The sequence below is a fragment of the Sediminihabitans luteus genome (assembly GCF_002797595.1).
Classification (GTDB): domain Bacteria; phylum Actinomycetota; class Actinomycetes; order Actinomycetales; family Cellulomonadaceae; genus Paraoerskovia; species Paraoerskovia lutea.
In genome coordinates this window covers 87,821-113,188 of record NZ_PGFE01000002.1, presented here as the reverse complement: position 1 = coordinate 113,188, position 25,368 = coordinate 87,821, and the positions used below count along the sequence as shown (strand labels likewise).

At 74.5% G+C, this 25,368-nt stretch carries 23 protein-coding genes and 1 tRNA gene; 4 read left to right on the top strand and 20 right to left on the bottom strand.

The features are described 5' to 3' along the window. The first annotated feature begins 25 nt into the window (after positions 1–25). Both CLV28_RS06635 and CLV28_RS06630 read left to right on the top strand, forming a co-directional pair. Positions 26–1,003 (top strand): squalene cyclase, encoded by a 978-nt coding sequence (locus CLV28_RS06635; protein ID WP_100422546.1) that lies wholly within the window; start codon positions 26–28, stop codon positions 1,001–1,003. Then, on the top strand, positions 1,000–1,995 hold the full coding sequence (locus tag CLV28_RS06630; RefSeq protein ID WP_239073101.1) for an MBL fold metallo-hydrolase: 996 nt from the start codon (positions 1,000–1,002) through the stop codon (positions 1,993–1,995). Before CLV28_RS06635 ends, CLV28_RS06630 begins: the two co-directional genes overlap by 4 nt. 59 nt (positions 1,996–2,054) lie before the next feature. Here the strand turns inward: CLV28_RS06630 and CLV28_RS06625 are convergent, their stop codons facing one another. The 4 genes from CLV28_RS06625 to CLV28_RS06610 form a co-directional block, all read right to left on the bottom strand. Further along, the gene (locus tag CLV28_RS06625; protein ID WP_100422545.1) at positions 2,055–3,539 is read right to left on the bottom strand and encodes an MFS transporter; all 1,485 of its coding nucleotides are present in this window, start codon (positions 3,537–3,539) and stop codon (positions 2,055–2,057) included. A gap of 194 nt (positions 3,540–3,733) precedes the next feature. After that, positions 3,734–5,203 (bottom strand): DUF6297 family protein, encoded by a 1,470-nt coding sequence (locus CLV28_RS06620; RefSeq protein ID WP_100422544.1) that lies wholly within the window; start codon positions 5,201–5,203, stop codon positions 3,734–3,736. Next, positions 5,197–5,796 (bottom strand): ABC transporter ATP-binding protein, encoded by a 600-nt coding sequence (locus tag CLV28_RS06615; RefSeq protein WP_239073102.1) that lies wholly within the window; start codon positions 5,794–5,796, stop codon positions 5,197–5,199. Before CLV28_RS06615 ends, CLV28_RS06620 begins: the two co-directional genes overlap by 7 nt. Before the next feature lie 228 nt (positions 5,797–6,024). Beyond that, positions 6,025–6,372 (bottom strand): hypothetical protein, encoded by a 348-nt coding sequence (locus CLV28_RS06610; protein WP_100422542.1) that lies wholly within the window; start codon positions 6,370–6,372, stop codon positions 6,025–6,027. A 105-nt stretch (positions 6,373–6,477) separates the two neighbouring features. Between CLV28_RS06610 and CLV28_RS06605 the strand changes: the two genes are divergently transcribed. Further along, positions 6,478–7,113, top strand: coding sequence for a chitinase (locus tag CLV28_RS06605; RefSeq protein WP_239073103.1), 636 nt, complete (start codon positions 6,478–6,480; stop codon positions 7,111–7,113). Between the two features lie 43 nt (positions 7,114–7,156). Here CLV28_RS06605 and CLV28_RS06600 read toward each other — a convergent pair whose 3' ends face one another. The 15 genes from CLV28_RS06600 to CLV28_RS06535 form a co-directional block, all read right to left on the bottom strand. Then, positions 7,157–8,128 carry a hypothetical protein gene (locus CLV28_RS06600; protein ID WP_100422540.1) on the bottom strand — a complete coding sequence of 324 codons (972 nt, stop codon included), beginning with the start codon at positions 8,126–8,128 and terminating at the stop codon, positions 7,157–7,159. Beyond that, a complete protein-coding gene (locus CLV28_RS06595) occupies positions 8,125–8,799 on the bottom strand; it encodes an RNA polymerase sigma factor (RefSeq protein ID WP_100422539.1) in 675 nt (224 codons plus the stop codon). The genes CLV28_RS06600 and CLV28_RS06595 overlap by 4 nt, the downstream gene beginning before the upstream one ends. A gap of 174 nt (positions 8,800–8,973) precedes the next feature. Then, positions 8,974–9,046 (bottom strand) — tRNA-Ala (locus tag CLV28_RS06590). Positions 9,047–9,098: 52 nt separating this feature from the next. Beyond that, entirely contained in the window at positions 9,099–9,788 is a 690-nt protein-coding gene (locus tag CLV28_RS06585) for a histidine phosphatase family protein (RefSeq protein ID WP_100422538.1), read from the bottom strand. Continuing rightward, entirely contained in the window at positions 9,785–10,219 is a 435-nt protein-coding gene (gene rsfS, locus CLV28_RS06580) for a ribosome silencing factor (protein WP_100422537.1), read from the bottom strand. The genes CLV28_RS06585 and rsfS overlap by 4 nt, the downstream gene beginning before the upstream one ends. A 107-nt stretch (positions 10,220–10,326) precedes the next feature. After that, entirely contained in the window at positions 10,327–11,595 is a 1,269-nt protein-coding gene (locus CLV28_RS06575; protein ID WP_100422536.1) for a hypothetical protein, read from the bottom strand. Then, positions 11,588–12,190: a nicotinate-nucleotide adenylyltransferase gene (gene nadD / locus CLV28_RS06570; protein ID WP_100422535.1), complete on the bottom strand. Its 603-nt coding sequence runs from the start codon at positions 12,188–12,190 to the stop codon at positions 11,588–11,590. The genes CLV28_RS06575 and nadD overlap by 8 nt, the downstream gene beginning before the upstream one ends. Before the next feature lie 37 nt (positions 12,191–12,227). Beyond that, on the bottom strand, positions 12,228–12,395 hold the full coding sequence (locus tag CLV28_RS15650; protein WP_170062637.1) for a hypothetical protein: 168 nt from the start codon (positions 12,393–12,395) through the stop codon (positions 12,228–12,230). A 94-nt stretch (positions 12,396–12,489) separates the two neighbouring features. After that, positions 12,490–13,797 carry a glutamate-5-semialdehyde dehydrogenase gene (locus CLV28_RS06565; RefSeq protein ID WP_100422534.1) on the bottom strand — a complete coding sequence of 436 codons (1,308 nt, stop codon included), beginning with the start codon at positions 13,795–13,797 and terminating at the stop codon, positions 12,490–12,492. Between the two features lie 82 nt (positions 13,798–13,879). Further along, a complete protein-coding gene (locus CLV28_RS06560; RefSeq protein ID WP_203968305.1) occupies positions 13,880–15,487 on the bottom strand; it encodes a succinic semialdehyde dehydrogenase in 1,608 nt (535 codons plus the stop codon). A 72-nt stretch (positions 15,488–15,559) separates the two neighbouring features. Next, a complete protein-coding gene (gene proB, locus CLV28_RS06555) occupies positions 15,560–16,669 on the bottom strand; it encodes a glutamate 5-kinase (protein WP_100422532.1) in 1,110 nt (369 codons plus the stop codon). A gap of 148 nt (positions 16,670–16,817) precedes the next feature. Beyond that, positions 16,818–18,338 (bottom strand): GTPase ObgE, encoded by a 1,521-nt coding sequence (obgE, locus tag CLV28_RS06550; protein ID WP_100422531.1) that lies wholly within the window; start codon positions 18,336–18,338, stop codon positions 16,818–16,820. A 138-nt stretch (positions 18,339–18,476) separates the two neighbouring features. After that, positions 18,477–18,734 carry a 50S ribosomal protein L27 gene (gene rpmA, locus CLV28_RS06545; protein ID WP_100422530.1) on the bottom strand — a complete coding sequence of 86 codons (258 nt, stop codon included), beginning with the start codon at positions 18,732–18,734 and terminating at the stop codon, positions 18,477–18,479. 62 nt (positions 18,735–18,796) lie between these two features. After that, on the bottom strand, positions 18,797–19,117 hold the full coding sequence (rplU, locus tag CLV28_RS06540) for a 50S ribosomal protein L21 (RefSeq protein ID WP_100422529.1): 321 nt from the start codon (positions 19,115–19,117) through the stop codon (positions 18,797–18,799). 150 nt (positions 19,118–19,267) lie between these two features. Beyond that, positions 19,268–20,002: a TetR/AcrR family transcriptional regulator C-terminal domain-containing protein gene (locus tag CLV28_RS06535; protein WP_100422528.1), complete on the bottom strand. Its 735-nt coding sequence runs from the start codon at positions 20,000–20,002 to the stop codon at positions 19,268–19,270. 98 nt (positions 20,003–20,100) lie between these two features. Here CLV28_RS06535 and CLV28_RS06530 point away from each other — a divergent pair, with 98 nt between their 5' ends. Next, positions 20,101–20,775 carry an NAD(P)H-dependent oxidoreductase gene (locus CLV28_RS06530; RefSeq protein ID WP_170062636.1) on the top strand — a complete coding sequence of 225 codons (675 nt, stop codon included), beginning with the start codon at positions 20,101–20,103 and terminating at the stop codon, positions 20,773–20,775. Positions 20,776–20,920: 145 nt separating this feature from the next. On the opposite strand, the gene CLV28_RS06525 is transcribed toward CLV28_RS06530, so the two are convergent. After that, complete coding sequence (locus CLV28_RS06525) at positions 20,921–25,111, bottom strand: ribonuclease E/G (RefSeq protein WP_308440397.1); 4,191 nt, start codon at positions 25,109–25,111, stop codon at positions 20,921–20,923. Positions 25,112–25,368: the final 257 nt, after the last annotated feature.

The window sequence follows — 25,368 nt, the reverse complement described above, 5'->3', positions numbered from 1 at the left end:
GCACCCCGGTCGTAGTCTCGGTCGCATGAGCACCCGCGACGTCCGCTGGCTCCTGGACACCGACCCGGCGCTGCGCTGGCAGGTCGAGCGCGACGTCGTGCACGCGCCGCCCGAGGTGTGGCGCGCGACGCGGGCGCGCGTCGCCACGGAGGGGTTCGGCGCCCGGATGCTCGCGCACCAGGACGACGACGGCCGGTGGGCCGGCGGCGCGTTCTTCCCCGCGGACTTCGGGCCCGAGAGCCCCGAGGCCCAGTCCGGCGCCTGGCAGCCGTTCACCGCGACGACGTGGTCGCTCAACGCGCTGCGCGAGTGGGGCGTGGACGCCGAGGTGCTGCGCGCGCGCCGTACGGCCGAGAAGCTCGACGCGACCTGCCGCTGGGAGTACGACGACCTGCCGTACTGGGGCGGCGAGGTCGACTGCTGCATCAACGCGTGGACCCTCGCCAACGGCGTGTGGCTCGGTGCGAACGTGAGCGCGCTGCGCGCCGAGATGCTGCGCCGACGCCTGCCCGACGGCGGCTGGAACTGCGAGTGGGTCGAGGGCTCGGTGCGTTCGTCGTTCCACTCGACGCTCAACACGCTCAAGGGGCTGCTCTGGTACGAGCGCGCGGTCGGCGGCGACGACGAGGTGCGCGCGGCCCGGCGCTCGGGCGAGGAGTACCTGCTCGAGCGCGGCCTGTTCCGCCGGCTGTCGACGGGCGAGCCCGTCGCCGGGTGGACCACGCGGTTCACCTACCCGTTCCGGGCGTACTACAGCGTGCTCAACGCGGCCGTGCACCTGCGCGAGGCGTCCCTGCACGACGGCACGCCGCCCGACCCGCGCGCCGCCGACGCGATCGAGATGATCCGCGCCGCGCGCACGCCCGAGGGCACGTGGCTGCAGGGACGCCCCTGGGCGGGGCGCGTCTGGTTCCCCGTCGACGTCCCCGAGGGCGAGCCCTCCCCCTGGCTGACGTACTACGGCACGGTCGTCCTCGACTGGTGGGACGGAGAGGCCTCGTGACCGAGCCGTTCCCGCCCGAGGAGTTCCCGCCCGTGACCCTCCCACCCGTGACCGAGGTCGCGGACGGCGTGTGGTGCGTCCCCGTGCCCATGCCCGGCGCTCCCCTGCCCTGGTCCCTGGCCTACCTCGTGTCGGACGACGCGGACGGCGTCCACGTCGTCGACCCCGGCCAGGACTCGGGGCCGGGCTGGGACGCCCTCGTCGCGGGACTGCGCACGGCGGGCGCGCGCGTCGAGGACGTGGTCTCGGTCGTCGTCACGCACCTGCACCCCGACCACCTCGGGCTCGTCGACCGCCTCCGGGCCGCGTCGGGGGCGAGCGTCGCGATGCACGAGGCCGAAGTTGCGGGTATGGCGGCCCTCGCGACCGGGCGTGGGACGCTCGGCGGGGACGCCGCCGCGTGGGGCGTGCCCGTCGCGCTGCGTGCCGAGGTCGACGCCGTGCGGCAGGTCTCCGGCCCTGCGCCACGGGTCGACGTCGACGTGCCGCTGCGCGACGGCGACCGGCTCGCGATCCCCGGGCGCGACGTGCGGGTGCTCTGGACCCCCGGGCACACGGGCGGGCACCTGTGCCTGCGCTCGGCCGCCGACCGGCTGCTGTGGACCGGCGACCACGTGCTGGCCGAGGTGAACCCCGGCCTCGGGCTCGGCGGACCGACCGCGACCAACCCGCTCGGCGACTACCTCGCCTCGCTCGCCGCGGTCGCGCAGCACGACGACCACCTCGTGCTCCCCGGCCACGGCGCGCCGTTCCGCGGGCTCGCCGCCCGCTGTGCCGAGCTCGCCGCGCACCAGACCCGCCGGCTCGACGAGGTGCGCGCGGTGCTCGCCGCCGCGGACGCACCGCCGAGCGTCTGGGACGTCGCGTCCCGGCTCACGTGGACCGCGGGCTGGGACGGGCTCGTCGGCTTCCACCGGGCGGCGGCGCTCGCGCAGACGGCGATGCTGGTCGACCTCGTGCGCGCGGGCGAGGTCACCAAGCGCGGCGCCTGACCGGCACGATCGCCCGCGCGGTGCCGGGGTCAGTCGCCTGACCCCGGCACCCGGCACGGTCAGCCGACGTGCACGACCCGCGCGGCGTCGTCGTCGCCCTGCGGCAGCAGGTCGGACTTCGTGCCGCGGATCATGAGCGCCGCCACGAGCGCGGCGACGACCATCGCGATCCCGGCGGCGACGAACGTCGCCGAGTAACCGTCGGTCAGTGCGGCGGCGGGGGCGGCGCCGTCCGCGAACGCGGCGTCGGACGCACGCGTGTAGACGACCGTGAAGACGGCGACACCGATCGACCCGCCGATCTGCAGTGCGGCGTTGACCGTCGCGGCGGCGGCGCCCGCGTCGTGCGGCGCGACGCCGGTCAGCGCGAGGTTCTGCAGGGGCACGAGCACGAACGACAGGCCGAGGCCGAGCACGAGCAGCGCGGGCAGCACCTCGACGGCGTAGCTGCCCTCCGGGCTGATGCCGCTCAGGTAGAACAGGCCGACGGCGGCGATCAGCGGGCCGGCGATCATCAGCGGTCGCGGCCCGATCTTCGGCAGCAGGTTCGTGACCGCGGGCACCGCGAGGATGATGACGACGGTCATCGCGACGTTCGCGAGGCCCGACGCGAGCGGCGACATGCCCATGACGATCTGCAGGTGGAACGTGAGGTAGAGGGTTGCGCCGATGAGCACGCTGCCGATCAGAGCCTGCACGACGAACGCCCCGGCACGCACCCGGTGCGCGACGACGCGCAGCGGCAGCAGCGGCTGGTCGACCCGCGACTCGACGAGCACGAACAGCGCGAGCAGCACCACCCCGAGGGCGAGGAACCCGATCGTGCCGGGCTCCGCCCACCCGTCCTCCGCGAGCGTGAACCCGTACACGAGCGAGCCGAGCCCGCCGATCGCGGCGACGGCGCCCCACAGGTCGTAACGGTTGTCGCCCTCGGCCTTGCTCTCGGTCAGCAGCACGAGCCCGCCGACGAGCCCCACGATCGCGAAGACGATGTTGACGAGGAGACACCAGCGCCAGTCCGCGTACTGGGTGAGCACGCCGCCGAGCAGCAGGCCGACGGCCGCTCCCCCGCCGCCGATCGCCCCGTAGACCGCGAACGCGACGTTGCGGTCGCGCCCCGAGGCGAACGTGACGGTGAGCAGCCCCAGCGCGGCGGGCGCGAGCAACGCCGCGAACAGCCCCTGCAGGCCGCGCGCGGCGACGAGCTCGCCACCCGACTGTGCGAGGCCGCCCCACGCCGAGGCGAGGCCGAACCCGACGAGCCCCACGAGGAAGGCCCGGCGCCGGCCCCAGTAGTCGGCGACGCGCCCGCCGAGCAGCAGGAGCGCGCCGAACACGAGCGCGTACGCGGTCACGACCCACTGGCGCTGGGCGTCGGACATCCCGAGCTCGGCCTGCGCCTGCGGCAGCGCGATGTTGACGATCGTGCCGTCGAGCACCACGACGAGCTGGGTCAGGGACAGGACCGCGAGGATCCACCATCGTCGGCGGATGTGCTCGGTGCTCGCCTGCGGCGAGAGGGACGGAGTTCCGGGCGTGGACATGAAGAAACCTCCAGGGCTTCAGACGTGCGAAGTCGCTGGAGGTTTCAAGCCTCGGACCGGCGCGCGTTGTGGCGCCGACCTCCTCGTGCCATGGGGGCTGAGCAGGTGACCCAGGCTAGCAGCGGCTCCGCCCTTGCGGTGCGGTCAGGGGCTGTCACGCGCGTCACCCCGCAGCGCCGTCACCCGCAGCGTCGTCACGCCGCGAGCGCCACCGCGGCCCCGAGGACCGCGAGCGCCTCGACGCGCCCGCGCGCGCACCAGACGACCCATCCCCACGGCAGCCCGCCCGCAGGGGTCGCGAGCAGCGGCGCGGACCAGTCGGGCTCGCCCCGGGTGGCACCGCGCACGGCGGCGACGGAGAGTCCGGCGGCGAGCGGCACGAGCGCGGCCGGACCGGGCACGGGGAGCCCGACGAGGGTGAGCAGTCCGGTGGTCACGACCGTCCACGCGAGCAGGACGACGCCCGGGACCACCGCCGCGAGCCCGGCGGCCGCGCGGGGGCGCAGCGGGACGTGCGCCGCGAACGCCGGTGACTCGGCGATCGTCCGGGCGCCGACGCCCGCGAGCGTGACGGCGCGGAGCGTCGCGGCGGCGACGGCGAACACGAAGAGAGGAGTCGACCCCTGCGTCACGCCGGACCCCGCCACGACGGCGGGGACCAAGGCCGCCGTGAGCAACGAGGGCACCACCCGACGTCGGGCCCACGCGAGCCGGTGCGCGCGCAGGAGCGCCCACGCGGGGCCTCGCCGCCACGGCCGGGCCGTCGTGCGACCGAGAGCGCCGGCCCGGGGTCGCGCGGGCGGACGGCGGACGGCGGACGCCCGCATCGACATCAGGTCGGTGTGGTGACGCTCGCGCGCTCCGGCCGCTGCGGCGAGCGCTGCCACGGAGGCGCGGTCGAGGCGTGCGAGGGCGACCGCCTCGGTCACGAGGGCGAGAACGACCACTGCGAGGCCCGCGAGGGCGATGCAACCCACGACGGCAGCACTCCCCCCACCACCAGGGACCGCACCGAGCACGGCGGGCACAGGCGTTCCCGCGAGCCCCGCTCCCAGGCCGGCCAGCACGAGCACCGCGAGCGCCACCGGCGGGCCGAGCTCGACCACGGCGTCGAGCGCGCCTCGCGCCCGGCCCGGGCCGATCTGGGCGAGCGTCGCGACCGCGTGCAGGAGCACGACGACTCCCCCGGTCACGACGCTGCCGCCGACGACGACGGGCGCGGGCGCTCCGGCGGCGACCAGCACGGTCGCCGCGAGCACCACGGCGGCGAGCACGACGAGGCCGAGCCGCGCGAGGACGGACGGCAGCAGGAGCGCACGGCGCGGGACGGGCAGCGGGAGCCACCACACGACCTGCGCCCGGGAGAGCCCCACGGGCCCGGCCGCGCGGAACGCACCGAGCGCGACGCACGCGAGCGCCACGCCCACGAGCACGGCGCCCGCGAGCACGGTGCCCGCAGGCACCTCACCCGCAGGCACTGCTCCCGACGACCAGGCGCGCGCGCCCGCCACCTGCCGCGCGCCGGCGACGACGACGCTCCCCGCGGTCCCGAGCAGGAGCGCGCCGGTCACGACCACCGCGAGCAGATCGGTTCCCCCGGGCCGCGGACGACGCAGGGTGCCCGCCCGTCGGACGGCGCGCGCCGCCCCCGGGTCGCTCACCACGAGCGCATCCGCTCGATCGCGTCGGACGCCGGGAGCGGGGTCGCAGCGTCGGCGATCACGAGCGTGGTGGTGGCGTCGGCGACGAGCCGCGAGTCGTGCGTCGCGAGGAGGACCGCTGCCCCGGCGCGCGCGCGTGCCCGGATCTCGCGCCGCACGAGATCGCGCCCTGCGGCGTCGAGCCGCTGCTCGGGCTCGTCGAGCACGAGCACCCGGCTGGGGCGCACGAACGCGGCGGCGAGCAGGAGCCGTCGACGCTGTCCCGAGGACAGCACGTCCGGGTGCTCGTGCGCCACGGGCGCGAGGCCGAGCCGTTCGAGCCAGCCGGCGCTCTCGGCGTCGCACCCGTGCGCGCTCGCGACGAGCCCGACGTGCTCGGCGACCGTGAGCTCGGTCAGGTACGCGTCGTCGTCGAGGACGCCGGCGACGGCCCGCCGGAACCTCGGATCAGTCTCGTCGACGGCGTGACCGTCGAGGAGCGCAGCACCCGCGACGGGTGGCAGATGCCCGAGCACGGTCCGCAGCAGCGTCGACTTGCCGGTGCCGTTCGCGCCGACGACGGCGCAGACCTCACCGGGATGCAGATCGAGGCTCACCGCCGGGCAGTGCGCGACGCCGTCGTGACCGGCAAGGAGCCCGTCGAGTCGCAGCACGGGGCCCGTGCCGACGTCGGGGTCGGCGCCAGGTCGCTCTCGCCGTGGCTCAGGGCGAGAGCGGAGGCCGATCAGGGAACGATGGGGGTGCAGGGAACGCGGGAGGTGCCGGGGCATGTCGGGTCCTGGGGTCGCACGGTCGGGGCGCTGTCACGACCCCGGCGGCCCCGGTCAGGGCGTGCGGGGTCGGCGGACCGACCGCCCGGGTGCCCGGGCGCGCACCGTGCCCGGCAGGAGCGGTGCTGCGGGCGCCGGGTGGTCACCTGCGGGGAGGTGCCCGGGGCCGCCGTCCGACACCGGAGCGACGGCGCGGACGGCGCGGGCCCACGAGGCCGTGCGGGCTGTAAGCCCGAGCACGGCGAGCCCGACGACGAGCACGGCCGCGCCGACGAGGAGCACCACGAGGTCCTGGGTGGTCGGCCCGCCGACGGTCCAGGCCACGACGACCCACACCGACGCCGCGAGCGCGAGCAGGCCGACGCGATGCCGCAGCGCGGCGTGCGCGTGGACCTCAGTCATGGCGTCTCCTCGGGTTCGCTCACCAGACTATCGGGTGGCTTTGGCCCGGCTTGTCCTAGGGTGGTCGGGGCCGCACCGCCGCGGCCCCCGGACGAGGAGACGACGATGACCGACCCCGCCCCCGCCTTCGTGGTGACCGAGGAGCAGTTCGAGGCACTGTTCCCCGAGCGGAACCCCTTCTACACGTACGCCGGGCTGGTCGCGGCGACGTCCGCGTACCCGGAGTTCGCGACGACGGGCGGCGACGAGATCGCGCGGCGCGAGGCGGCGGCGTTCCTCGCGAACGTGAGCCACGAGACGCACGGCCTGATCCACGTGACCGAGGTCAACACCGCGCTCTACTCGCACTACTGCGACCCGTCGCAGCCGTACGGCTGCCCGGCCGGGCAGGACGCCTACTACGGCCGCGGGCCCGTGCAGCTGAGCTGGAACTTCAACTACAAGGCTGCCGGTGAGGCGCTCGGCGTCGACCTCCTGAACGACCCGTGGCTCGTCGAGAACGACGCCACGATCGCCTGGCAGACCGCCCTCTGGTACTGGAACACGCAGCCCGGCACGGCGACCATGACGTGCCACGAGGCGATGGTCGGCGAGCACGGGTTCGCCGAGACGATCCGCTCGATCAACGGGCCGCTCGAGTGCGAGGGCGGCAACCCGCGCCAGATGAACAACCGCGTGCGGCTGTTCCGCGAGTGCGTCGAGGTGATCGGCACGACGACGGGCGACAACCTGACCTGCTGACGACGGGCGCGGTCGGGAGACCGACCGCGCCCGCCGTCCGTCGTCAGGGCGTTGCGACCGTCGGTCCGTAGACGGTGACCTGCACGTTCCCGCCGGTGGACGCGTCCACGCGCGCGCAGGACGCCGACTCGTCGACGACCGACGTGGTCGGCCACGTGTCGTCGTAGTACGTCGCGATCGCTGCGTCGGCCACGGCCCGCGCCTCCTCAAGCGAGAGGCACGCCCCGGTGATCTGCTCCCGGAGGTCGGCGGCGAGGCGCCAGTGTCCGCCGATGAAGATCGACTCCGGGTCGTCCGCCGGGCGGACCGTGTACGTCTCGCTCACCTCGGCGCTCGGCCCGAGGCCGTCGACCCGCGCGCACGGCTCCGCCGCGGAGTTCTCCCCCGTCACCTCGACCGTGGTGCGGTCGGCCAGGCCGAGACGTTCGAGCTCGCTCCTGAACCATGCCGCCTCGTCCTCGACCGAGCGGCAGACATTGGCACCGTCGACGAAGTCGTAGATCGAGGCATGGAGCTCGAGCTCCTCAGCCGAGAGCACGACGGGAGCGTCGAGGATCGTGGCGCCCTCCGGCACCTGGTCGGCCGGGGCGACGTACGTGTCGCCCATCGAGAACGCCACCGGGTCGTCGATCGGCGCCAGCCCTGCCCGCGCGAAGAGCACCTCGCAGTCCTCCACGACGTCCCCTGTCAGAAGGGGTCCCACCGCGACCTCGTCCGCACCGTCCGCACCCCAGCGGCTGGTGCAGACGACGGAGTCCGGGTACGACGCGAAGAGGTCGTTGACGACCGCGAACGCCGTCCCGGCGCCGACGAGCACGAACGCAGACACCGCGATGATCCCCGTCCTTCGTCCCGGACGACGTCGACGCAGCACCGCCCTCGGCCGGGCCTCGCGGGCCTCGCCGGTCGCGGTCAGGAGCTCGTCCCGCACGTGTCCCCACGCCTCGCCGTCCGTCGCCGGCGCCAGGCGCCGCGCCGGGTCCTGCTCGCTGAGCCGTGCCATCAGGTCGTTCATCGCCCCTCCTCGATTACCGGTCGTGCCACGACGAGGCGTGCGTCCGCGCCGCTCGCGCGTGCTGCCGTCCACGGCAGGGCGTCGTCAGAACGCTCGATCCCGCGCAGCGTCTCCGCGAGGCGTCGTCGGGCCCGGTGCAGCCGCACTCGGACGGCACCGCGCGAGAGCCCCAGTGCCACGGCGATCTCGTCGTGCTCGAGCTGCTCCCACGCGCTCAGGCGCAGGATCTCCTGGTCGGCGTCCCGCAAGCGCCCGAGGGCCTGCTCGACCGCCGAGCCACCGAGCTCCGCCGGGCCCACGACCTCGACGACGTGGGCCCGCAGGCGGTCGGCGAGCGCCGACCGCCGGTGGTCGGTCCTCCGCACGTTCGCGAGCACCTTGCGTGCCACCCCGAACAGCCAGGGCCGCGCATCCGGACCGGCGGGCACCTCGGCGATGCGCCGCCAGGCGACCAGGAAGGTCTCGGCGACGACGTCGGCCGCGTCCGCCGGGACGGTGACCCTGCGCACCGCGTAGGCGAGCAGGGCCATGTGCGTCGACTCGACGAGCGCGGCGAACCGCTCCTCGTCGGTGCGGCCGCTCCGATGTGCGGACTGTGACGCTGCTGCGGCCGGTGGCGCGGCGGCCGGAGGCGCTGCGGCGGTCGGTTCTGGTGGTGAGTGGTCGGGCATCGCTGCTCCCCTGGTCGGTGACCCTGTCGAGGAGCACGTGTCCGGGACGCGCCCGAACGTTACAGCCACGGGGGTAGACCTGGTCGAGGCGATCAGCGATCACAGAGCTGCGCGACGAAGGACCCACCAACAGACGAAGGACCCGGCCACCGGCCGGGTCCTTCGTCTGTTCGGTGGAGCTGAGGGGACTCGAACCCCTGACCCCCTGCATGCCATGCAGGTGCGCTACCAGCTGCGCCACAGCCCCGAACTCTTTGCAGAGTGCTCACCGGGGGTTTCCCCTCGGGAGCATCGCTAGTCTACGCAGATTCGTCGCCCGGTTCCAAATTCCAGTCCGGGCCCGCGTTCCACTGGTCGATCGGGAAGTCGGCGCCCACGTTGTGCGCCACGAGCCGCCAGTCGGGCGTCGCCCCGGGGCCCGAGCGGTGCAGGTGCGACCAGTGCACGTTGTGCAGGCCCGCGACGCCTCGCCAGGTGCCTGCGTCGAGGCCGAGCAGGCCGGTCACGGCGAGCGTGATCGCGGCGCCGTGCGAGACGACCACGAGGGTCTCGTCGTCGGCCAGGTCGGCGGCGTGCTCGGTGATCGCGGCGACCATGCGTGCGGCGACGTCGATCTTGAGCTCGGCCCCGGTCGAGGTGGGCTCTCCCCCGGCGCGCCAGGCGGCGTGCTCGTCGGGCCAGCCGGCCTTGATCTCGGGGCCGGTGAGGCCCTCCCACTCGCCGAACGAGCGTTCGCGCACGCGTGCGTCGAGGATCACCTCACGCCCGCCGAGCGCCGCCGCGTAGGCCTCGGCGGTCGCGGCGGCGCGCGAGAGGTCGGACGCGACGACCCGCGTGGCGCGGTGCGCCGAGGCGAGCGCACGACCGCCCTGCTCCGCCTGCCACTGCCCGACGTCGTCGAGCGCGATGTCGACCTGCCCCTGGAGGCGCATCGCGGCGTTGTAGGCGGTGCGGCCGTGCCGCAGCAGGACGATCGTGCCGGCGCTCATGCGCGCGGGTCCTCCTCCGAGAGGAAGATCGCGCCGTCGCCCGGCTCGGGCGTGGTGCCGTCGCCGCCGCGGGCGTCCTCGGGCAGGTCGATGCTCGGGCAGTCCTTCCAGAGCCGCTCGAGCGCGTAGAAGCGGCGGTCCTCGGCGTGCTGGACGTGCACGACGACGTCGCCGAAGTCGATCAGCACCCACCGGGCCTCGCTCTTGCCCTCGCGGCGCAGCGGCTTGACGCCCTCCTTGTGGAGCGCCTCCTCCACGGCGTCGACGATCGACGAGACCTGACGCTCGTTGGTGCCGGACGCGATGAGGAACACGTCGGTCAGCACGAGCTGCTCGCTCACGTCGAGCGCGATGATCTCCTCGGCCTTGAGGCCCGAGGCAGCACGCGCTGCGGTCACGGCGAGCTCGACGGCACGCTCGGTTGCGGTCACGGTGGGTCCGATCTGTGGTGGCCCGGCCGGGGTGCGGCGGGCAGTGGTCTGAAGGGCGACGGTCTGAAGGGCGACGGTCTGACGGGAGTGGGGTGGGGTGGTGCCGGTCAGGACGAGGGTGGGGCGCTGTGCTCGAGGACGACGGCGGGGGCCGCCGAGTCGTCGAACGAGCCCTGGTCCTCGCTGAAGCCGAGCTCCCAGATGAGCAGGCCGAGCACGAACGCGACGGCCACGAGGATCAGGTAGTGCAGCCACGTGTACGCGTGCGGGTTGTCGTCCTCGTCGTCCCAGTCCTCGTCGTCGTGCTCGTCGTCCGCGGCCGAGCGGCCGGCGGGCCCCTCCTCGGTGGCGGACGACGCACGGCGCGACGCGGGGAACGACGCGGGCTTCTCGGTGGGTGCGATCGAGCCCCAGGGGAGCTCGGGCGCGGCCTCGGCCTCGTCGACCTCCGGGGCGCCGCCCCGCGGCTCGGCCACGGTGGGCGCGGACGACATCGACGCGGACGTCGCGGCGGAGGCTGCGGGCGCCGACGACGCGGGGGTGCCCCACGGCAGCGGCGACGCGGGGGCCGCCGCGGGCTCGGCGGGCGTGCCGAACGGCGTGCGCTCGGGGGCCGACGCGCCGCGGGAGAGCACGGACGTGCGCGGCGGGGTCGTGCGCGAGGAGTCGCCCTGCTGGGCCTCGGGCGCACCGAACGCGGAGCGCGTCGCGGACGACGACCCGAAGACCGAGGTCGTGTCGGGCTGCTGGGCCGGGGGCGGCGTCGGGCGGGAGTCCCCGCCCTGGTAGCCCTGGGGTGCGGAGGTCGGGCGCGAGCCCGGGTGCTGGGTCGGGCGCGAGGGCGAGACCCACTGGGCGTCGTCGCGCCCGGGGGCACGACCGAAGACCGAGGTCGTCGCGGGCCGCGGCGCGTCGGGGGACGCGCCCGGGTGCCGGGTCGCGGACGACGGCCGGACCGCGTACCCGCCCGTGTCCTGCACAGGGCTCAGGCGGCCCGTCTCGTCGAGGCCGCGCGAGGCGACGCTCGACGACGGGGGACGCACCGACGGGGCCGGGCGCGGCGGCGGGGTGGCTGCCGACGCGCGTCCCACCTCGGCGTCGCGCAGCGTGCGCCGCGACGGCGGGTTCTCGGCGCGCGGGTGCTCGGTGGGGCGCGACGCCCCGCCGTACGACGCGCGCGGCGGGGTCGCGGCGGGCGGTCCGCCCGCACGGTCGTACCCGGCCGACGGCGGGCGCTGCCCGTAGCCGGACGACGCGGGCGGCGTCGGCGCGGACCGCGCGGCACGCTCGGCCGCGGCGGCCTCCGCCGCGGCCTGCTCGCGCTCACGGATCTCGCGCCGCGTCAGCGGCCGGACCGGCTCTCCCGGATTACTCATCTGCAAGACCTCGATACAAGCGATACTTCTCGATGTACTGGACGACCCCGTCGGGCACGAGGTACCAGACGGGCTTCCCCTCGCGGGCGCGCTCCCTGCAGTCGGTCGACGAGATCGACAGCGCCGGCACCTCGAGCGTCGAGACGACGCCGGTCGGCAGGCGTCCCACGTCGAGCGCGTGGCCCGGTCGGGTCACAGCGACGAAGTGTGCCATGTCCCAGAGCTCGTCGGCGTCCTTCCACCGCAGGATCTGCTCGATCGCGTCGGCGCCCGAGATGAAGTACAGGTCGGCCTCGGGGCGCTGCGCGTGCAGGTCCCGCAGGGTGTCGACCGTGTACGTCAGGCCCGGCCGGTCGACGTCCACCCGGCTCACCGTGAACCGCGGGTTGGACGCCGTCGCGATGACGGTCATCAGGTAGCGGTGCTCGGCGTCGCTGACCTTCTGGTCCTGCTTGAAGGTCGGCTGCCCCGTCGGGACGAACACGACCTCGTCGAGCTCGAACCGGGCCGCGGCCTCGCTCGCCGCGACGAGGTGGCCGTGGTGGACGGGGTCGAACGTGCCGCCCATCACGCCCACACGGGGGCGCCGGGTCATCGGGCCTGCGTCATCGTGCCGGGTCCGCCGCTCGCGGTCAGTGCCGCGTGCCGACGCTGCGGAACGCGTACGTCACGAGCAGGAGCGCGACGAGACCGCCGAAGGCGAGGAGCCCGTAGGCGATGGGCGGGATCGGCAGGTGGTTGACGATCCCCTCGGTCTCCTGAGCAGCGGCCAGTGCAGCAGCAACCACGGTGTCCTCCATGCGTTGTCGTCCGTCGTTCGGCGTCGTCTCGACGACCGAGATGTTTCGTTCCCGGGCGACCGGCGCCCGGAGGATGGTTCAGTCTCTCACGAGGCTACGGGCGCACGTGGCCGTCCCCCGTGACGATCCACTTGGTCGTCGTGAGCTCGCCGAGGCCCATCGGGCCGCGCGCGTGCAGCTTCTGCGTCGAGATCCCGATCTCGGCGCCGAGCCCGAACTGCTGCCCGTCGGTGAACCGGGTGCTCGCGTTGACCATGATCGCGGCCGTGTCGATCTCGGCGACGAACCGCTCGCTGCTCGTCAGGTCGCGCGTGACGATCGCCTCGGTGTGCCCCGACGACCAGGTGCGGATGTGGTCGATCGCACCGTCGAGGTCGTCGACGACGCGCACCGCGATCTCGAGGGCGAGATACTCGGTACCCCAGTCCTCGTCCGTGGCGGGGATCACCTCGACGCCCTCGGGCGCGTAGCCCTGGGTCGCGGTGTCACCGTGCAGGACGACGCCCGCGGCGTCGAGCGCGTCGAGCGCGGCCGGCAGGAAGTCGGGTGCGGCGCCCGCGTGCACGAGCAGGTTCTCGGCGGCGTTGCACACCCCGACGCGGTGCGTCTTGGAGTTCATGACGATGTTCAGGGCCGTCTCGACGTCGGCCGACTCGTCGACGTACACGTGGCAGTTGCCCACGCCCGTCTCGATGACCGGCACGGTCGACTCCTGCACGACGGTCTGGATGAGGCTCGCGCCGCCGCGCGGCACGAGCACGTCGACGAGGCCGCGCGCGTGCATGAGCGCCACCCCGCCCGGGCGCCCGTACGCGTCGATCGACTGCACGAGGTCGCGCGGCAGGCCCTGCGCCTCGAGCGCACGACCGAGCACCTCGACGATGACCTCGTTGGACGACGCGGCCGCCGAGCCGCCGCGCAGGATCACCGCGTTGCCGGACTTGAGCGCGAGCCCCGCGGCGTCGACCGTCACGTTGGGCCGGGCCTCGTAGATCATGCCGACCACGCCCATGGGCACGCGCACCTGGCGCAGACGCAGGCCGTTGGGCAGCGTCGAGCCGCGCACGACCTCGCCGACCGGGTCGGGCAGCGCCGCGAGCTCGCGCAGCGCGTCGGCGATCGCGCCGATCCGCTCGGGCGTGAGCGCGAGCCGGTCGAGCAGGCCCTCGCTCGTGCCGTTCGCGCGGCCGCGCTCGAGGTCCTTCGCGTTCGCCGCGACGATCTCGTCGGACGCCGCGACGAGCGCGTCCGCGAGCGCCTGCAGCGCGGCGTCCTTGGTCGCGCGGGTCGCGGTCGCGAGCGAGCGCGCGGCGACCTTGGAGCGGCGGGCGACGTCGAGGACGGCGTCGCGGACGTCGTCCGTGAGGTCGGCGGTGCGGGTGGTCGAGTCCAGCGAAGTCATGCCCTCGACACTACGTGCCGCACCGTGCGCGCGTCATCACGGTCTGCGATGCGGGCGTCCGCCCAGCGCTGAACCGGGCCGCCTACTTGAGGCCGACGCGGCGCATGACGCCGAGCGCGCGGGTCAGGACCTTGGCGTAGGTCTCGTGCGTCATGCCCCCGAAGGGCGCGAGCCCGGGGCCATGCTGCACGGCGACGGTCTGCGCCTCGGTGTACTTGAGCAGCCCCTCGGCGCCGTGGCGGCGGCCGAGGCCGGAGTCGCCCATGCCGCCCATGGGCGCGTCCATCGACCCCCAGGCCGCGGCGAACGCGTCGTTGACGTTGGCGGTGCCGGTGCGCAGGCGAGCGGCGAGCGCGGCGCCGCGACGGGTGTCGCGCGTCCACACCGAGCTGTTGAGGCCGTAGGGCGTCGCGTTGACGCGCGCGACGGCGTCGTCGTCGTCCTCGACGCGGTAGATGCTCACGACCGGGCCGAAGGTCTCGGAGGCGTAGAGGGTCATCGACTCGTCGGTGTCGGTCAGGACGGTCGGCTCGTAGAACAGCGGGCCGAGGTCGGGGCGTGCGCGCCCGCCCGCGAGCACGGTCGCGCCCTTGGCGCGTGCGTCCTCGACGTGCTCAGCGACGGTGTCGAGCACGCGCTGCGAGGTGAGCGAGCCCATCTGGGTGGCGTACCCGAAGTCGGGGCCGAGGGTCATGGCGCGCACGCGCGCGAGGAACGCCTCGACGAACGCGTCGTGCACCGCGGCGTGGACGTACAGGCGCTCCATCGAGATGCAGAGCTGGCCGGTCGAGCTGAAGCAGGCGCGCACCGCACCTTCGGCGGCCGCGTCGAGGTCGGCGTCGTCGAGCACGACCATCGCGTTCTTGCCCCCGAGCTCGAGCGAGCAGCCGATGAGCCGCTCCCCCGCGGCGGCGGCGATCCGGCGTCCGGTCGCGGTCGAGCCCGTGAACATCATGTAGTCGGCACCCGCGAGCAGCGCGTCGCCGACCTGCTCGGGCGGCCCGACGACGACCTGCCACAGCCCGGCCGGCAGGCCGGCCTCGTCCATGAGCGTCGCGGCCCACAGCGCGGTCAGCGCGGTCTGCGTGTCGGCCTTCTGGACCACGGCGTTGCCGGCGAGCAGCGCCGGGAGGGTGTCGCCGACCGCGAGCGAGAGCGGGTAGTTCCACGGCGAGACGATGCCGACGACGCCCTTGGGGTGGTGCAGCTCGGTCGTCGCGGTGAGCACGGGCAGCGCTCCGCGGCGGCGGCGCGCGCGCAGCAGCCCGGGTGCGGTGCGCGCGTAGTAGCGCGACGTGTTGAGCACGTCGGCGACCTCGAGGAACGCGTCACGCCGCGCCTTGCCGTTCTCGAGCTGGACGAGGTCGAGCACCTCGTGCTGGCGCGCCGCGACGAGGTCGTGGAACCGCAGCACGATGCGTGCGCGCTCGGCCGGGGAGGACGCCGCCCAGCCGGCCTGGGCGGTGCGCGCGGCGGCGTAGGCCGCGGTGACGTCGTCCGCGGTCGACACGGGCAGGTCGGCGACCTGCTCGCCCGTGTACGGGGCGAACGTCCGCACCCGCTCGGCGTCGGGGGCCGCGCTGACGCGGAGCGCGAGCCGCGCGGCCACCTCCGGGCCGAACGAGGCCGGGACGGGGTGACGGACCTCGGTGGGAGCCGGGGTCCCGGCCTGCGCGACGGTGCTCGACATGCGTGCTCCTGTGATCGACGGTGACAGCGCGCTCATCATCGTCCGCTGTCACCGTCGGGCACAAGTGGCCGCTCAGGCGAGGCGGCGGCGGACCAGCACGAGGTCGTCGCGGTGCACGACCTCGCGGTCGTACCCCTCGCCGAGCTCGGCGCGCAGGTCGCGCGTGCTGCGACCGATGATCCCGGGCAGCTCGTCCGACTCGAACGCGACGAGCCCGCGCGCGACCACGTTCCCGGCCGCGTCGACGAGCTCGACCGGGTCGCCCGCGTCGAACGTGCCCGCGACGCCGGTGACGCCCGCGGGCAGCAGCGACGCGCGCCCGCCGAGCACCGCGGCGACCGCGCCGTCGTCGAGCGTGATCGTCCCGCGGGTGCGCGCCGCGTGCGCGAGCCACAGCCGGCGCCGCGACGTGCGCTTGCCCGTGACCGCGAACCAGGTGCCCACGGTCTCGCCCGCGAGCGCGCCCGCGACGTTGGCAGGGGTCGTGAGCACCACGGGGATGCCCGAGCTGGTCGCGATCGAGGCGGCGTCGAGCTTGGTGAGCATCCCGCCGGTGCCGACCGCGCTGCCGCGACCCGTGACCTCGATGCCCTCGAGGTCCTCGGGGCCGCTCACGCTGCTGATCGGGCGCGAGCCCTCGTGCGCGGGGTGCCCCGTGTACAGGCCGTTGACGTCGGTGAGCAGGATCAGCGCGTCCGCGCCGACGAGATGCGAGACGAGCGCCGCGAGACGGTCGTTGTCGCCGAACCGGATCTCGTTCGTCGCGACCACGTCGTTCTCGTTGACGATGGGCACCACGCCGAGCTCGAGCAGCCGCTCGAGCGTGCGCTGCGCGTTGCGGTAGTGACCGCGGCGGACCGTGTCCTCCGCGGTCAGCAGCACCTGGCCGACCTGTAGGCCGTGGCCCGCGAAGGCGCCCGAGTAGCGGGCGATGAGCAGGCCCTGACCGACCGACGCGGCGGCCTGCGCCTGCGCGAGGTCACGGGGGCGGCCCGGCAGGCCGAGGGGCTCGATCCCGGCGGCGACCGACCCGGACGTCACGAGGACGACCTCGTGACCCTGGCGGTGCCGCGCGGCGATCACGTCGGCGAGCGCGTGGATGGCGCGCACGTCGAGGCGGCCGTCCTCCCGGGTCAGGGACGACGAACCGATCTTGATGACGACTCGGTGGGCTTCGGACATCTGGGAGCGTTCTGCAACCGTCACCCGCCCATCATGGCGCGCACGGCCCGGCTCCCGCCGGAAATCTCGCGCAGTGACATTCGCGTGAGATGACTCACGACGTCTCGCGCGGGCGCCGGCCGGGCGTGCGCGGCCGGCGCCTCGCGGGTCAGTCGGACTCGGGGTCCGTCCAGGTGCCGGCCTCGCGCTCGGTCCACAGCTCGGCGCGCGCCTCGGCCTTGGCGTCCATGCGCTCGGTGTACTCGCGGCGCTTGTCCTTGCGCGTGGGACGGTTCGTCTCGTCGAGGCGCAGGTCGGTGCCGCGCGGGCCGGTGAGCAGCTCGGCGCCCGAGTGCAGCGTGGGCTCCCAGTCGAAGATGACCTGGTTCTTCTCGGGGCCGATCCGCACCTCGTCGCCCGAAACCGCACCGGCCTTGAACAGCCCGTCCTCGACGCCGGCGCGCGCGAGGCGGTCGGCGAGGTAGCCCACGGCCTCGTCGTTGGAGAAGTCGGTCTGGCGCACCCAGCGCTCGACCTTGGCACCGCGCACCCAGAAGTACGGCTCGCCGTTCTGCTCCATCCGCTTGACCGTGAACCCGGCGTCGTCGACCGCCTTGGGGCGCAGGACGACGCGGGTGGGCTCGGGCGCGGGCGCCTGGGCGCGCGCGTCGGCGACGATCTCGGCGAGCGCGAACGACAGCGCGCGCAGGCCCTCGTGGCTCGCGGTCGAGATCTCGAACACGCGCAGGCCGCGCGCCTCGAGGTCGGGGCGCACCAGCTCGGCGAGCTCGCGCGCCTCGGGCACGTCGATCTTGTTGAGGACCACGATGCGGGGGCGCTCGTTGATCGGCACGCGGCCGCCCTCGATGCTCAGGTCTCCCGCGTACGCCGCGAGCTCGTCCTCGAGCAGCGCGAGGTCGGTCAGCGGGTCGCGGCCCGGCTCGAGCGTCGCGCAGTCGAGCACGTGCACGATCACCGCGGTGCGCTCGATGTGGCGCAGGAACTCCAGCCCGAGCCCCTTGCCCTCGCTCGCGCCCGGGATGAGACCCGGGACGTCCGCGACGGTGAAGCGCGTGTCGCCCGCCTGGACCACGCCGAGGTTCGGCACGAGCGTCGTGAACGGGTAGTCGGCGATCTTCGGTCGGGCGGCGGAGATCGCGGCGACGAGCGAGGACTTGCCCGCGCTCGGGAAGCCCACGAGCGCGACGTCGGCGATCGACTTGAGCTCGAGGACGACGTCCGCCTCCTCACCCGGCTCGCCGAGCAGCGCGAACCCGGGGGCCTTGCGGCGCTGCGACGAGAGCGCCGCGTTGCCCAGCCCGCCGCGGCCGCCCGGCGCGATCACGTACTCCGCGCCGTCGCCCACGAGGTCGGCGAGGAGGTTGCCCTCGGTGTCCTTGACGACCGTGCCGTCGGGGACGCGCAGCACGAGGTCGCCGCCCGCGGCACCGTGCCGGTTGTCGCCCATGCCCTGCGTGCCGGACGCCGCGTGGCGGTGCGGCGAGTGGTGGTACTCGAGCAGCGTCGTGGTCTGCGGGTCGACCACGAGGCGCACCGTGCCGCCGTCGCCGCCGTTGCCGCCGTCAGGGCCGGCGAGCGGCTTGAACTTCTCGCGGCGGATCGACGCACAGCCGTTGCCGCCGTTCCCGCCGGAGGCGTGGAGCACGACACGATCGACGAAGGTGGCCATATGGCGATCCTCTCAGGACTGCTGCTGCCCCGCCGCGAGGCGGCGGGCACGGAAAAGACGGGAGGGGCGCACCGACGTCGGTGCGCCCCTCCCGGGAGATCGACCGGCGACCCCTCAGGGTCGCGGTTCAGGTGTGGCTCAGGCCTCGACGGCGACCACGTCGACGACCTTGCGGCCACGACGGGTACCGAACTGCACTGCGCCGTCCGCGAGGGCGAACAGGGTGTCGTCGCCACCGCGACCGACGTTGTTGCCCGGGTGGAAGTGCGTGCCGCGCTGGCGCACGATGATCTCGCCGGCGCCGACGACCTGGCCGCCGAAGCGCTTCACGCCGAGACGCTGAGCGTTGGAGTCACGACCGTTGCGCGAGGAGCTCGCGCCCTTCTTGTGTGCCATCTCAATCCTGCTTTCAGTACGAAGAGTGAAGAAGAACCCGGGGCGTCAGACGCCCGGCGGGGTCACTTGATGCCGGTGACCTTGAGGCGGGTCAGCTGCTGACGGTGACCCTGGCGACGGCGGTAGCCGGTCTTGTTCTTGTACCGGAGGATCGTGATCTTCGGGCCCTTCTCGTCCCGGACGACCTCAGCGGTGACCTTGACCTTCGCGAGCTTCTCGGCGTCGGTGGTCACCTTCTCCCCGTCGACGAGGAGGAGAGCAGTGAGCTCGACGGACTCGCCCTCGGTCACCTTGAGACGGTCCACGACGACGATGTCGCCGACGGACACCTTCTCCTGACGGCCACCGGCCTTGACGACTGCGTACACCACGTTGCTGCTCATCTCTGCTAGATCGCTGTGCGCTCAGCACGTCCGGCCGTCTTGGGTACTCGGCACGCCGCGGCGTGTGAGTGCGACCTGGTCCGTGGGCACACCTGAACGGCGCGCACGCAGCGCACCGACGTCCAATCCTACGGAAGCCCCACCCGCAGGTCAAACCTCGTCGGCTGTGATCCGGGCCTCGCCGCAGACGGCGGCCGCGGCGTCCGCGGACTCGACGCCCAGCCGGGAGCGGAGCCCCCGCACGAGCACGTCGACGCCGAACGCGAACTGCGCGTCAACCTCGGCCGCGCGCGACACGACGCCCTCCGCCTCGACCTCGGCCTCGACCGGCCCGGCACCGGCACCGGCACCGGCACCGGCACCGTGCGCAGCATCGTCGGACGCCGCAGGCGCAGCATCGTCGGACGCCGCGCGCTCCCCCGGCCGGCCCTGCTCCTGCACGACGAAACCCAGGACGAAGCCCAGGACCGTGCGCCAGGCCGCTGCGGCGTCGTCCGCGGCGAGGCCGGCGTCGGTCAGGATGCGCATCGGCCGGGCGATCGCGGCGCGACCGAGGGCAGGGTCCGCGAACGTGCGCGCGAAGAGGCGGGCACCGTCGCGGCGCCGGGTGATCTCGGAGCGCAGCACGTGCGCGGACTCGCGCACGCACTCGGCCCAGTCCGCCGAGGCGTCGTCCCAGACGTCGGCGTCCGCGAGGTCCGCGAGCATCGTCGCGGCCATCTCGTCGAGGAGGTCGTCCTTGCCGCGGAAGTGCCAGAAGAGTGCGGGCGCCTTGACGTCGAGCTCGGCGGCGAGGCGCCGGGTCGTCAGGCCGTCGAGCCCGACCTCGTCGAGCAGCACGAGCGCGCACCGCACGACCCGCGCACGGTCGAGCCGTTCGGCCATGCCAGCACCTCCACGTCTCGGCTCTGATGCGTTGACACCTTACCAAGGGTCAGGCACCCTTAACAGTGTTCAAGTCGAACACTGTTAAGGAGAATGACGTGCAGATCCTCGTGGTCATCGACCACCCCTACCCCGGGAGCCTCAGCCGCGCGCTGGCCACCGCCGTGACGCGGGGCGCGACCGCGGCCGGGCACACGGTCGACGTGCTCGACCTCGACGCCGACGACTTCGACCCCGTCATGCGCCAGGCCGACCTCGCGGCCTGGCGCGGGCGCAGCACCACCGACCCGCAGGTGGTCGACTACCAGCGCCGGATCGCCGACGCGGACCACCTCGTGATCGTGACCCCCGTGTGGTGGACCTCCCTGCCGGCCCGGACCAAGGGGTTCGTCGACAAGGTCCTCGTGCCCGGCTTCGCGTACGACGAGACCCGGCTCGGCACGCTCGACGGCCACCTCGGGCACCTCGGGGTCACCGTCCTGAGCGTCATGACCACGCCGGGCCCGCTGTTCCACCTCTGGTTCGGCGACCCCCTCGGGCGCATGCTCGGACGCGGCACGTTCCGCCAGCTCGGCGTGCGCCGGGTACGGCACCTGCGGCACCCGCGGCCGGCCGCCGTGAGCCCTGCGCGGCGCGAGGCGTGGCTCGCACGCGCCGAGGGGCTGTTCCCCGCGGCCCGCCGCGGCGGCGCGGACGCCGCGGCCACGAGCCGGCCGCGCACCCGCCGCTCGGCACCCAGCCCGCTCGTCGTGCCCGCCGCGGGCACCCGCTGACCCCGCGGTCCGGGCACACGCGGCCCGGGCGCAGCCGTCCGGACGCACACGCTCCGGACGCACGAAACGCCGCGACCCCGGGACGTGGTCCCGGGGTCGCGGCGTTCGTGGCGTCAGTCGCCCGACGTGTCAGCCGACCGACGCGTCAGCCGTCGGTGCGGTCGCCGTTCACCGGCGCCGCCTCGTCAGACGCTGCAGCAGGCTCCGGGGCCTCGTCGGCCCCTGCTCCTTTGGGCTGCTCCGAACCGGCGGCCGGACGCTCGGGCAGCACGATCCCGAGGTCGCCGAGCGGGTCGACCGCGGTGGGCGACGTCGTGCCGCCGGCCTCGAGGACCGCGGGAGGCAGGATCGGCTCAGGCGCGGCGTCCTCCCACGCGGCGTCCTGCGACGCAGCAGGCTCCGACGCGGCGCTGTCAGGAACCTCGGCGGCGGAGACGTCGGCGGCAGAAACCTCGGCCGCGGCGTCAGCCGGGGCCTCGTCGGTCGACGCGTCGACGACGGGTCCGCCGTCGGCGGCACCCTCGTCGGTCGACGCCACGGCGGCCACGTCGGCGGAACCCTCGTCGGCGCTGTGCTCGTGCGCGTGCGCCGCCGCGGCGGCGATCGTCGCGAGCGTGGCCTTGACCGCCTCGCGCGCCTCGTCGGAGGGCTCGGGCGTCGCCGGCGCGGCGGGCGCCGCGTCCTTGCCCGCCCCGCCGCGACGACGGCGCGAGCGCGACGGACGCGACTCCTCGCCGTCCGCGGCGTGGTCGTCGCCCCCGCGACCGTGGTCGTGGTTCGACCGCTCGATCGGGTCGGTGTGCACGATGAACCCGCGCCCGTGGCAGTGCTCGCACGTCTCGCTGAACGCCTCGACCAGACCCTGGCCGACGCGCTTGCGCGTCATCTGCACGAGGCCGAGCGAGGTGACCTCGGCGACCTGGTGCTTGGTGCGGTCACGGCCCAGGCACTCGACCAGGCGACGCAGCACGAGGTCGCGGTTCGACTCGAGCACCATGTCGATGAAGTCGATCACGATGATCCCGCCGATGTCGCGCAGCCGGAGCTGGCGCACGATCTCCTCGGCGGCCTCGATGTTGTTGCGCGTGACCGTCTCCTCGAGCGTGCCGCCCGAGCCGGTGAACTTGCCCGTGTTGACGTCCACGACCGTCATGGCCTCGGTGCGGTCGATCACGAGCGAGCCGCCCGAGGGCAGCCAGACCTTGCGGTCGAGGCCCTTCGCGAGCTGCTCGTCGACGCGGTGCACCGAGAAGACGTCGGTCTCCGACGTCCACCGGGTCACGCGGTCCGCGAGGTCGGGAGCGAGGTCGCCCACGTACCCGGAGACCTCGTCCCAGGCCGAGCCGCCCTGGACCACGAGCGACGAGAAGTCGTCGTTGAAGATGTCGCGCACGACGCGGATCGCCATGTCGGGCTCGCCCTGCAGCAGCGCGGGCGCCGACGCGGACTTCGACTTCTTCTCGATCGCGGCCCACTGGTTCTGCAGGCGCTCGACGTCGGCACGCAGCTCGGCCTCGCTCGCGCCCTCGGCCGCGGTGCGGACGATCACGCCCGACCCCTCGGGCACGACCTCCTTGAGGATCTTCTTGAGCCGCGCGCGCTCGGTGTCGGGCAGCTTGCGCGAGATACCGGTCATGCCGCCGCCCGGGACGAACACGAGGTAGCGGCCCGCGAGCGTGACCTGCGACGTGAGGCGAGCACCCTTGTGCCCGATCGGGTCCTTGGTGACCTGCACGAGCACCGGGTCGCCCGACTTGAGCGCCTGCTCGATGCGGCGCGGCTGGCCGTCGAGGCCCGCCGCGCTCCAGTTGACCTCGCCCGCGTACAGCACGGCGTTGCGGCCCTTGCCGACGTCGACGAACGCGGCCTCCATCGACGGCAGCACGTTCTGCACGCGACCGAGGTAGACGTTGCCGACCATCGACGCCTGCGACTGCTGCGAGACGTAGTGCTCGACGAGGATCCCGTCCTCGAGCACCGCGATCTGCGTGCGACCGGCCTTCTCGCGCACGATCATCGACCGCTCGACGGCCTCGCGGCGCGCGAGGAACTCGGCCTCGGTGATGATCTGGCGACGACGGCCCGCGTCGCGGCCCTCACGGCGGCGCTGACGCTTGGCCTCGAGGCGCGTGGAGCCCTTGAGCGCCGTCACCTCGTCGCTCGCGGGGCGCGACCGCGGCGTGCGCGCCGGGGCCGAGCCGGACTCGCCGGCCTCCCCGCGGCCACCACGACGGCGGCGGCGACGGCGACGGCTCGAACCGCTGCCCTCGTCCTCGCCCGCGTCATCGTGCTCGTCGGACGACGCGTCGTCCGCCTCGTGCGCCGGCGCGGCCTGCTGGTCGGCGGCCTCGTCGTCCGCGCCCTGGTCCGCCGCGCGCGCGTCGGGCACGTCACCCTGCGCGTCGCCGGACGACGCGTCCTGGTCCGGGCCGGAACCCTGCGACTCGTCGGACTGGTCGGGGCCGCGGCGGCGGCCTCGGCCACCGCGACGACGACGACGACGCGGTGCGCCGTCCTCACGGTCGGCGCCCTCCCCCTCGTCGCCCTCGGACGACTCGTCCGCGTCGACGGGGTCGGGCTCGATCGCGCCCTCCGGGATCTCGACGCCCTCGGCCACGAGCTCGGCCTCGATCGCGCCGACCTCCTCGGCGGCGGCGAGCTCGGCGTCGGTCAGCGGCGCCTCGACGGCCTCCGCCTCGACGTTCGCCTCGTCCGCGGTCGACTCGACGGCGTTCGAGCCACGAGCGTTCGAGCCAGGAGCGTTCGAGCCACGAGCGTTCGAGCCAGCGGTGTTCGTCTCGGACGCGTCGGACCCAGCGCGCTCGGTCGACGCGTCCGCGCCGTCCTGGCGCGAGCGCCCGCCCGAGCGGCGTCCGCCACGACGGCGCGACGAGCGCGACCCCTGGCCCGCCGGGGTGGTCTCGTCCGTGCCCGGCGTGCTCGTGCTGCTCACGGCACCCGTGCCGACCGCGTCGACGGCCGCCACGTCAGCGGCCTCCACGTCCGAGGCCACGGCGGCCGCGGGCGCGTCGTCGGCGGGAGCGGCGTCGGCGGGAGCGGCGAACGACGGCATCGCGACGCGCGGCGGCCCGGCAGGGGCCTCGGCACGACGCGGACGACGCGTGGTCGGCTCGGCCGCCTGGAACAGCAGCGCGGTGGTCGCGAGTCGCGGCGAACCCGTGCGGGGGGCCTCGTCGGCACCCGTGGCCGCGCCGCGGCCCGAGCGCGCACCGCCGCGGGCGGACGCCCGCTGCCCGGTCGAAGCTTGCCCGGTCGAGCCCTGCCCGGCCGACCCCTGCGTCGCGGCGCGTCGCGTGTCCGTGGCCGGCTCGGCAGCAGGCGCGGCGACGGGCGCCGCAGAATCCGTCGCGGCAGCAGCGGTCGCGCGCGTGGCGCGCCGGGGCGCACGCTTCGAGGTCGAGGTCGAGGTCGGCTGTGCCGCACCAGCCTCAGCGGTGTCGACGGCAGGATCCTCGTCCACAGCGGTCTCAACCACAGCGGTCTCAACCACATCGGTCTCAACCGCAGCGGTCTCTGCCACGGCGGCCTCTGCGACAGCGGTCTGGTCCACGGCAGACTCGTCCGCGGTCGCCGCAGCGGCCTTCGCCTTCGGGGCGCGCGTGCGGGTGGTCTTCCTCGGAGCCTTCGTCTCGGCTGCGACCTTCTCAGCGTCGGTGGTGTCGGTGGTGTCGGTGGCAGCGGCGTCGGACGCCAGGGTTCCCGAGACCGCGTCGCCGGCGTCCTCGGTCGCCGGCTTCTTCTTGGCGCGCGACTTCGCGGGGGCCTTCTTCGCCGGAGCCTTCGCACCCGACTTCTCGGTGCCGGCCTTCTCGGTGTCAGCCTCCTCCGAGTCGACGGCCGCGGCGGCATCGCTCGAGGGCGCAGCGGCCGTGCGCGACGCGCGGCGGCGCACGGGCTTCTCGGCGCCGGCGGGCTTCTCGGTGCCGGCCGTCTTCTCCGCGGGAGCGGTCTTCTCGGCGGCGGGCGCCTTCGCGGGAGCGCCCGCGCCCAGCTCGGCAAGCACGTCGACGGCCTGGTCCTCGGTGCGCGCGGGCACGGTCCCGGCGGCAGTCGCGGCGGCGGAGGTCGTGCCGCTCACGTCGCGCACCACGCGGCGCGAGCGTCGGGGCGCGGCCGTGCTCGGTGCCGGCTCGTGCGCGACCTGCGCCGACCCGGTGCGGGTCACGGGCGCCGTGGCGGGGGCCGACGTCGCGGGCAGGACGATCGGCGCGGCGGCCGTCGCGGGGGCTGCGGTCTCGCGCGTGACCCGACGGCGGGTGCGCGGTGCGGCAGCGGGCTTCTCGGCGGAGTTCTCGCCGGTGTTCTCGAGCGTCACGCGGGTGCTCCTGTACACCCCGGGAGACCGCCCCACATCCAGCGGCCCCGAGGGCAGTCGGTCGTCGCCCGGTGCCGGCGCCGTCGAGGCGCCGCTCCCGGTGACGGAAGTCGTCGTGGACGGCTCGTCGCACCGCGGTCGGCGGGGCGCATCGCGGACGGGCCATTCATCCCGTCCAGCGGCGCTTCCACGCGGATCGCGGGTGCTGCGAGCACGTGCTGCGAGGGAGATGTGGAGTCCCCTCGATCCCTAGAAGT

Excerpts from the sequence above, each read along its gene's own strand:
- CLV28_RS06635 (WP_100422546.1), top strand. The coding sequence starts at position 26 with ATGAGCACCCGCGACGTCCGCTGGCTCCTGGACACCGACCCGGCGCTG.
- CLV28_RS06625 (WP_100422545.1), bottom strand. The coding sequence starts at position 3,539 with ATGTCCACGCCCGGAACTCCGTCCCTCTCGCCGCAGGCGAGCACCGAG.
- CLV28_RS06610 (WP_100422542.1), bottom strand. The coding sequence starts at position 6,372 with ATGACTGAGGTCCACGCGCACGCCGCGCTGCGGCATCGCGTCGGCCTG.
- CLV28_RS06605 (WP_239073103.1), top strand. The coding sequence starts at position 6,478 with ATGACCGACCCCGCCCCCGCCTTCGTGGTGACCGAGGAGCAGTTCGAG.
- CLV28_RS06600 (WP_100422540.1), bottom strand. The coding sequence starts at position 8,128 with ATGAACGACCTGATGGCACGGCTCAGCGAGCAGGACCCGGCGCGGCGC.
- CLV28_RS06595 (WP_100422539.1), bottom strand. The coding sequence starts at position 8,799 with ATGCCCGACCACTCACCACCAGAACCGACCGCCGCAGCGCCTCCGGCC.
- CLV28_RS06585 (WP_100422538.1), bottom strand. The coding sequence starts at position 9,788 with ATGAGCGCCGGCACGATCGTCCTGCTGCGGCACGGCCGCACCGCCTAC.
- CLV28_RS06575 (WP_100422536.1), bottom strand. The coding sequence starts at position 11,595 with ATGAGTAATCCGGGAGAGCCGGTCCGGCCGCTGACGCGGCGCGAGATC.
- nadD (WP_100422535.1), bottom strand. The coding sequence starts at position 12,190 with ATGACCCGGCGCCCCCGTGTGGGCGTGATGGGCGGCACGTTCGACCCC.
- CLV28_RS15650 (WP_170062637.1), bottom strand. The coding sequence starts at position 12,395 with ATGGAGGACACCGTGGTTGCTGCTGCACTGGCCGCTGCTCAGGAGACC.
- CLV28_RS06565 (WP_100422534.1), bottom strand. The coding sequence starts at position 13,797 with ATGACTTCGCTGGACTCGACCACCCGCACCGCCGACCTCACGGACGAC.
- CLV28_RS06560 (WP_203968305.1), bottom strand. The coding sequence starts at position 15,487 with ATGTCGAGCACCGTCGCGCAGGCCGGGACCCCGGCTCCCACCGAGGTC.
- proB (WP_100422532.1), bottom strand. The coding sequence starts at position 16,669 with ATGTCCGAAGCCCACCGAGTCGTCATCAAGATCGGTTCGTCGTCCCTG.
- obgE (WP_100422531.1), bottom strand. The coding sequence starts at position 18,338 with ATGGCCACCTTCGTCGATCGTGTCGTGCTCCACGCCTCCGGCGGGAAC.
- rpmA (WP_100422530.1), bottom strand. The coding sequence starts at position 18,734 with ATGGCACACAAGAAGGGCGCGAGCTCCTCGCGCAACGGTCGTGACTCC.
- rplU (WP_100422529.1), bottom strand. The coding sequence starts at position 19,117 with ATGAGCAGCAACGTGGTGTACGCAGTCGTCAAGGCCGGTGGCCGTCAG.
- CLV28_RS06535 (WP_100422528.1), bottom strand. The coding sequence starts at position 20,002 with ATGGCCGAACGGCTCGACCGTGCGCGGGTCGTGCGGTGCGCGCTCGTG.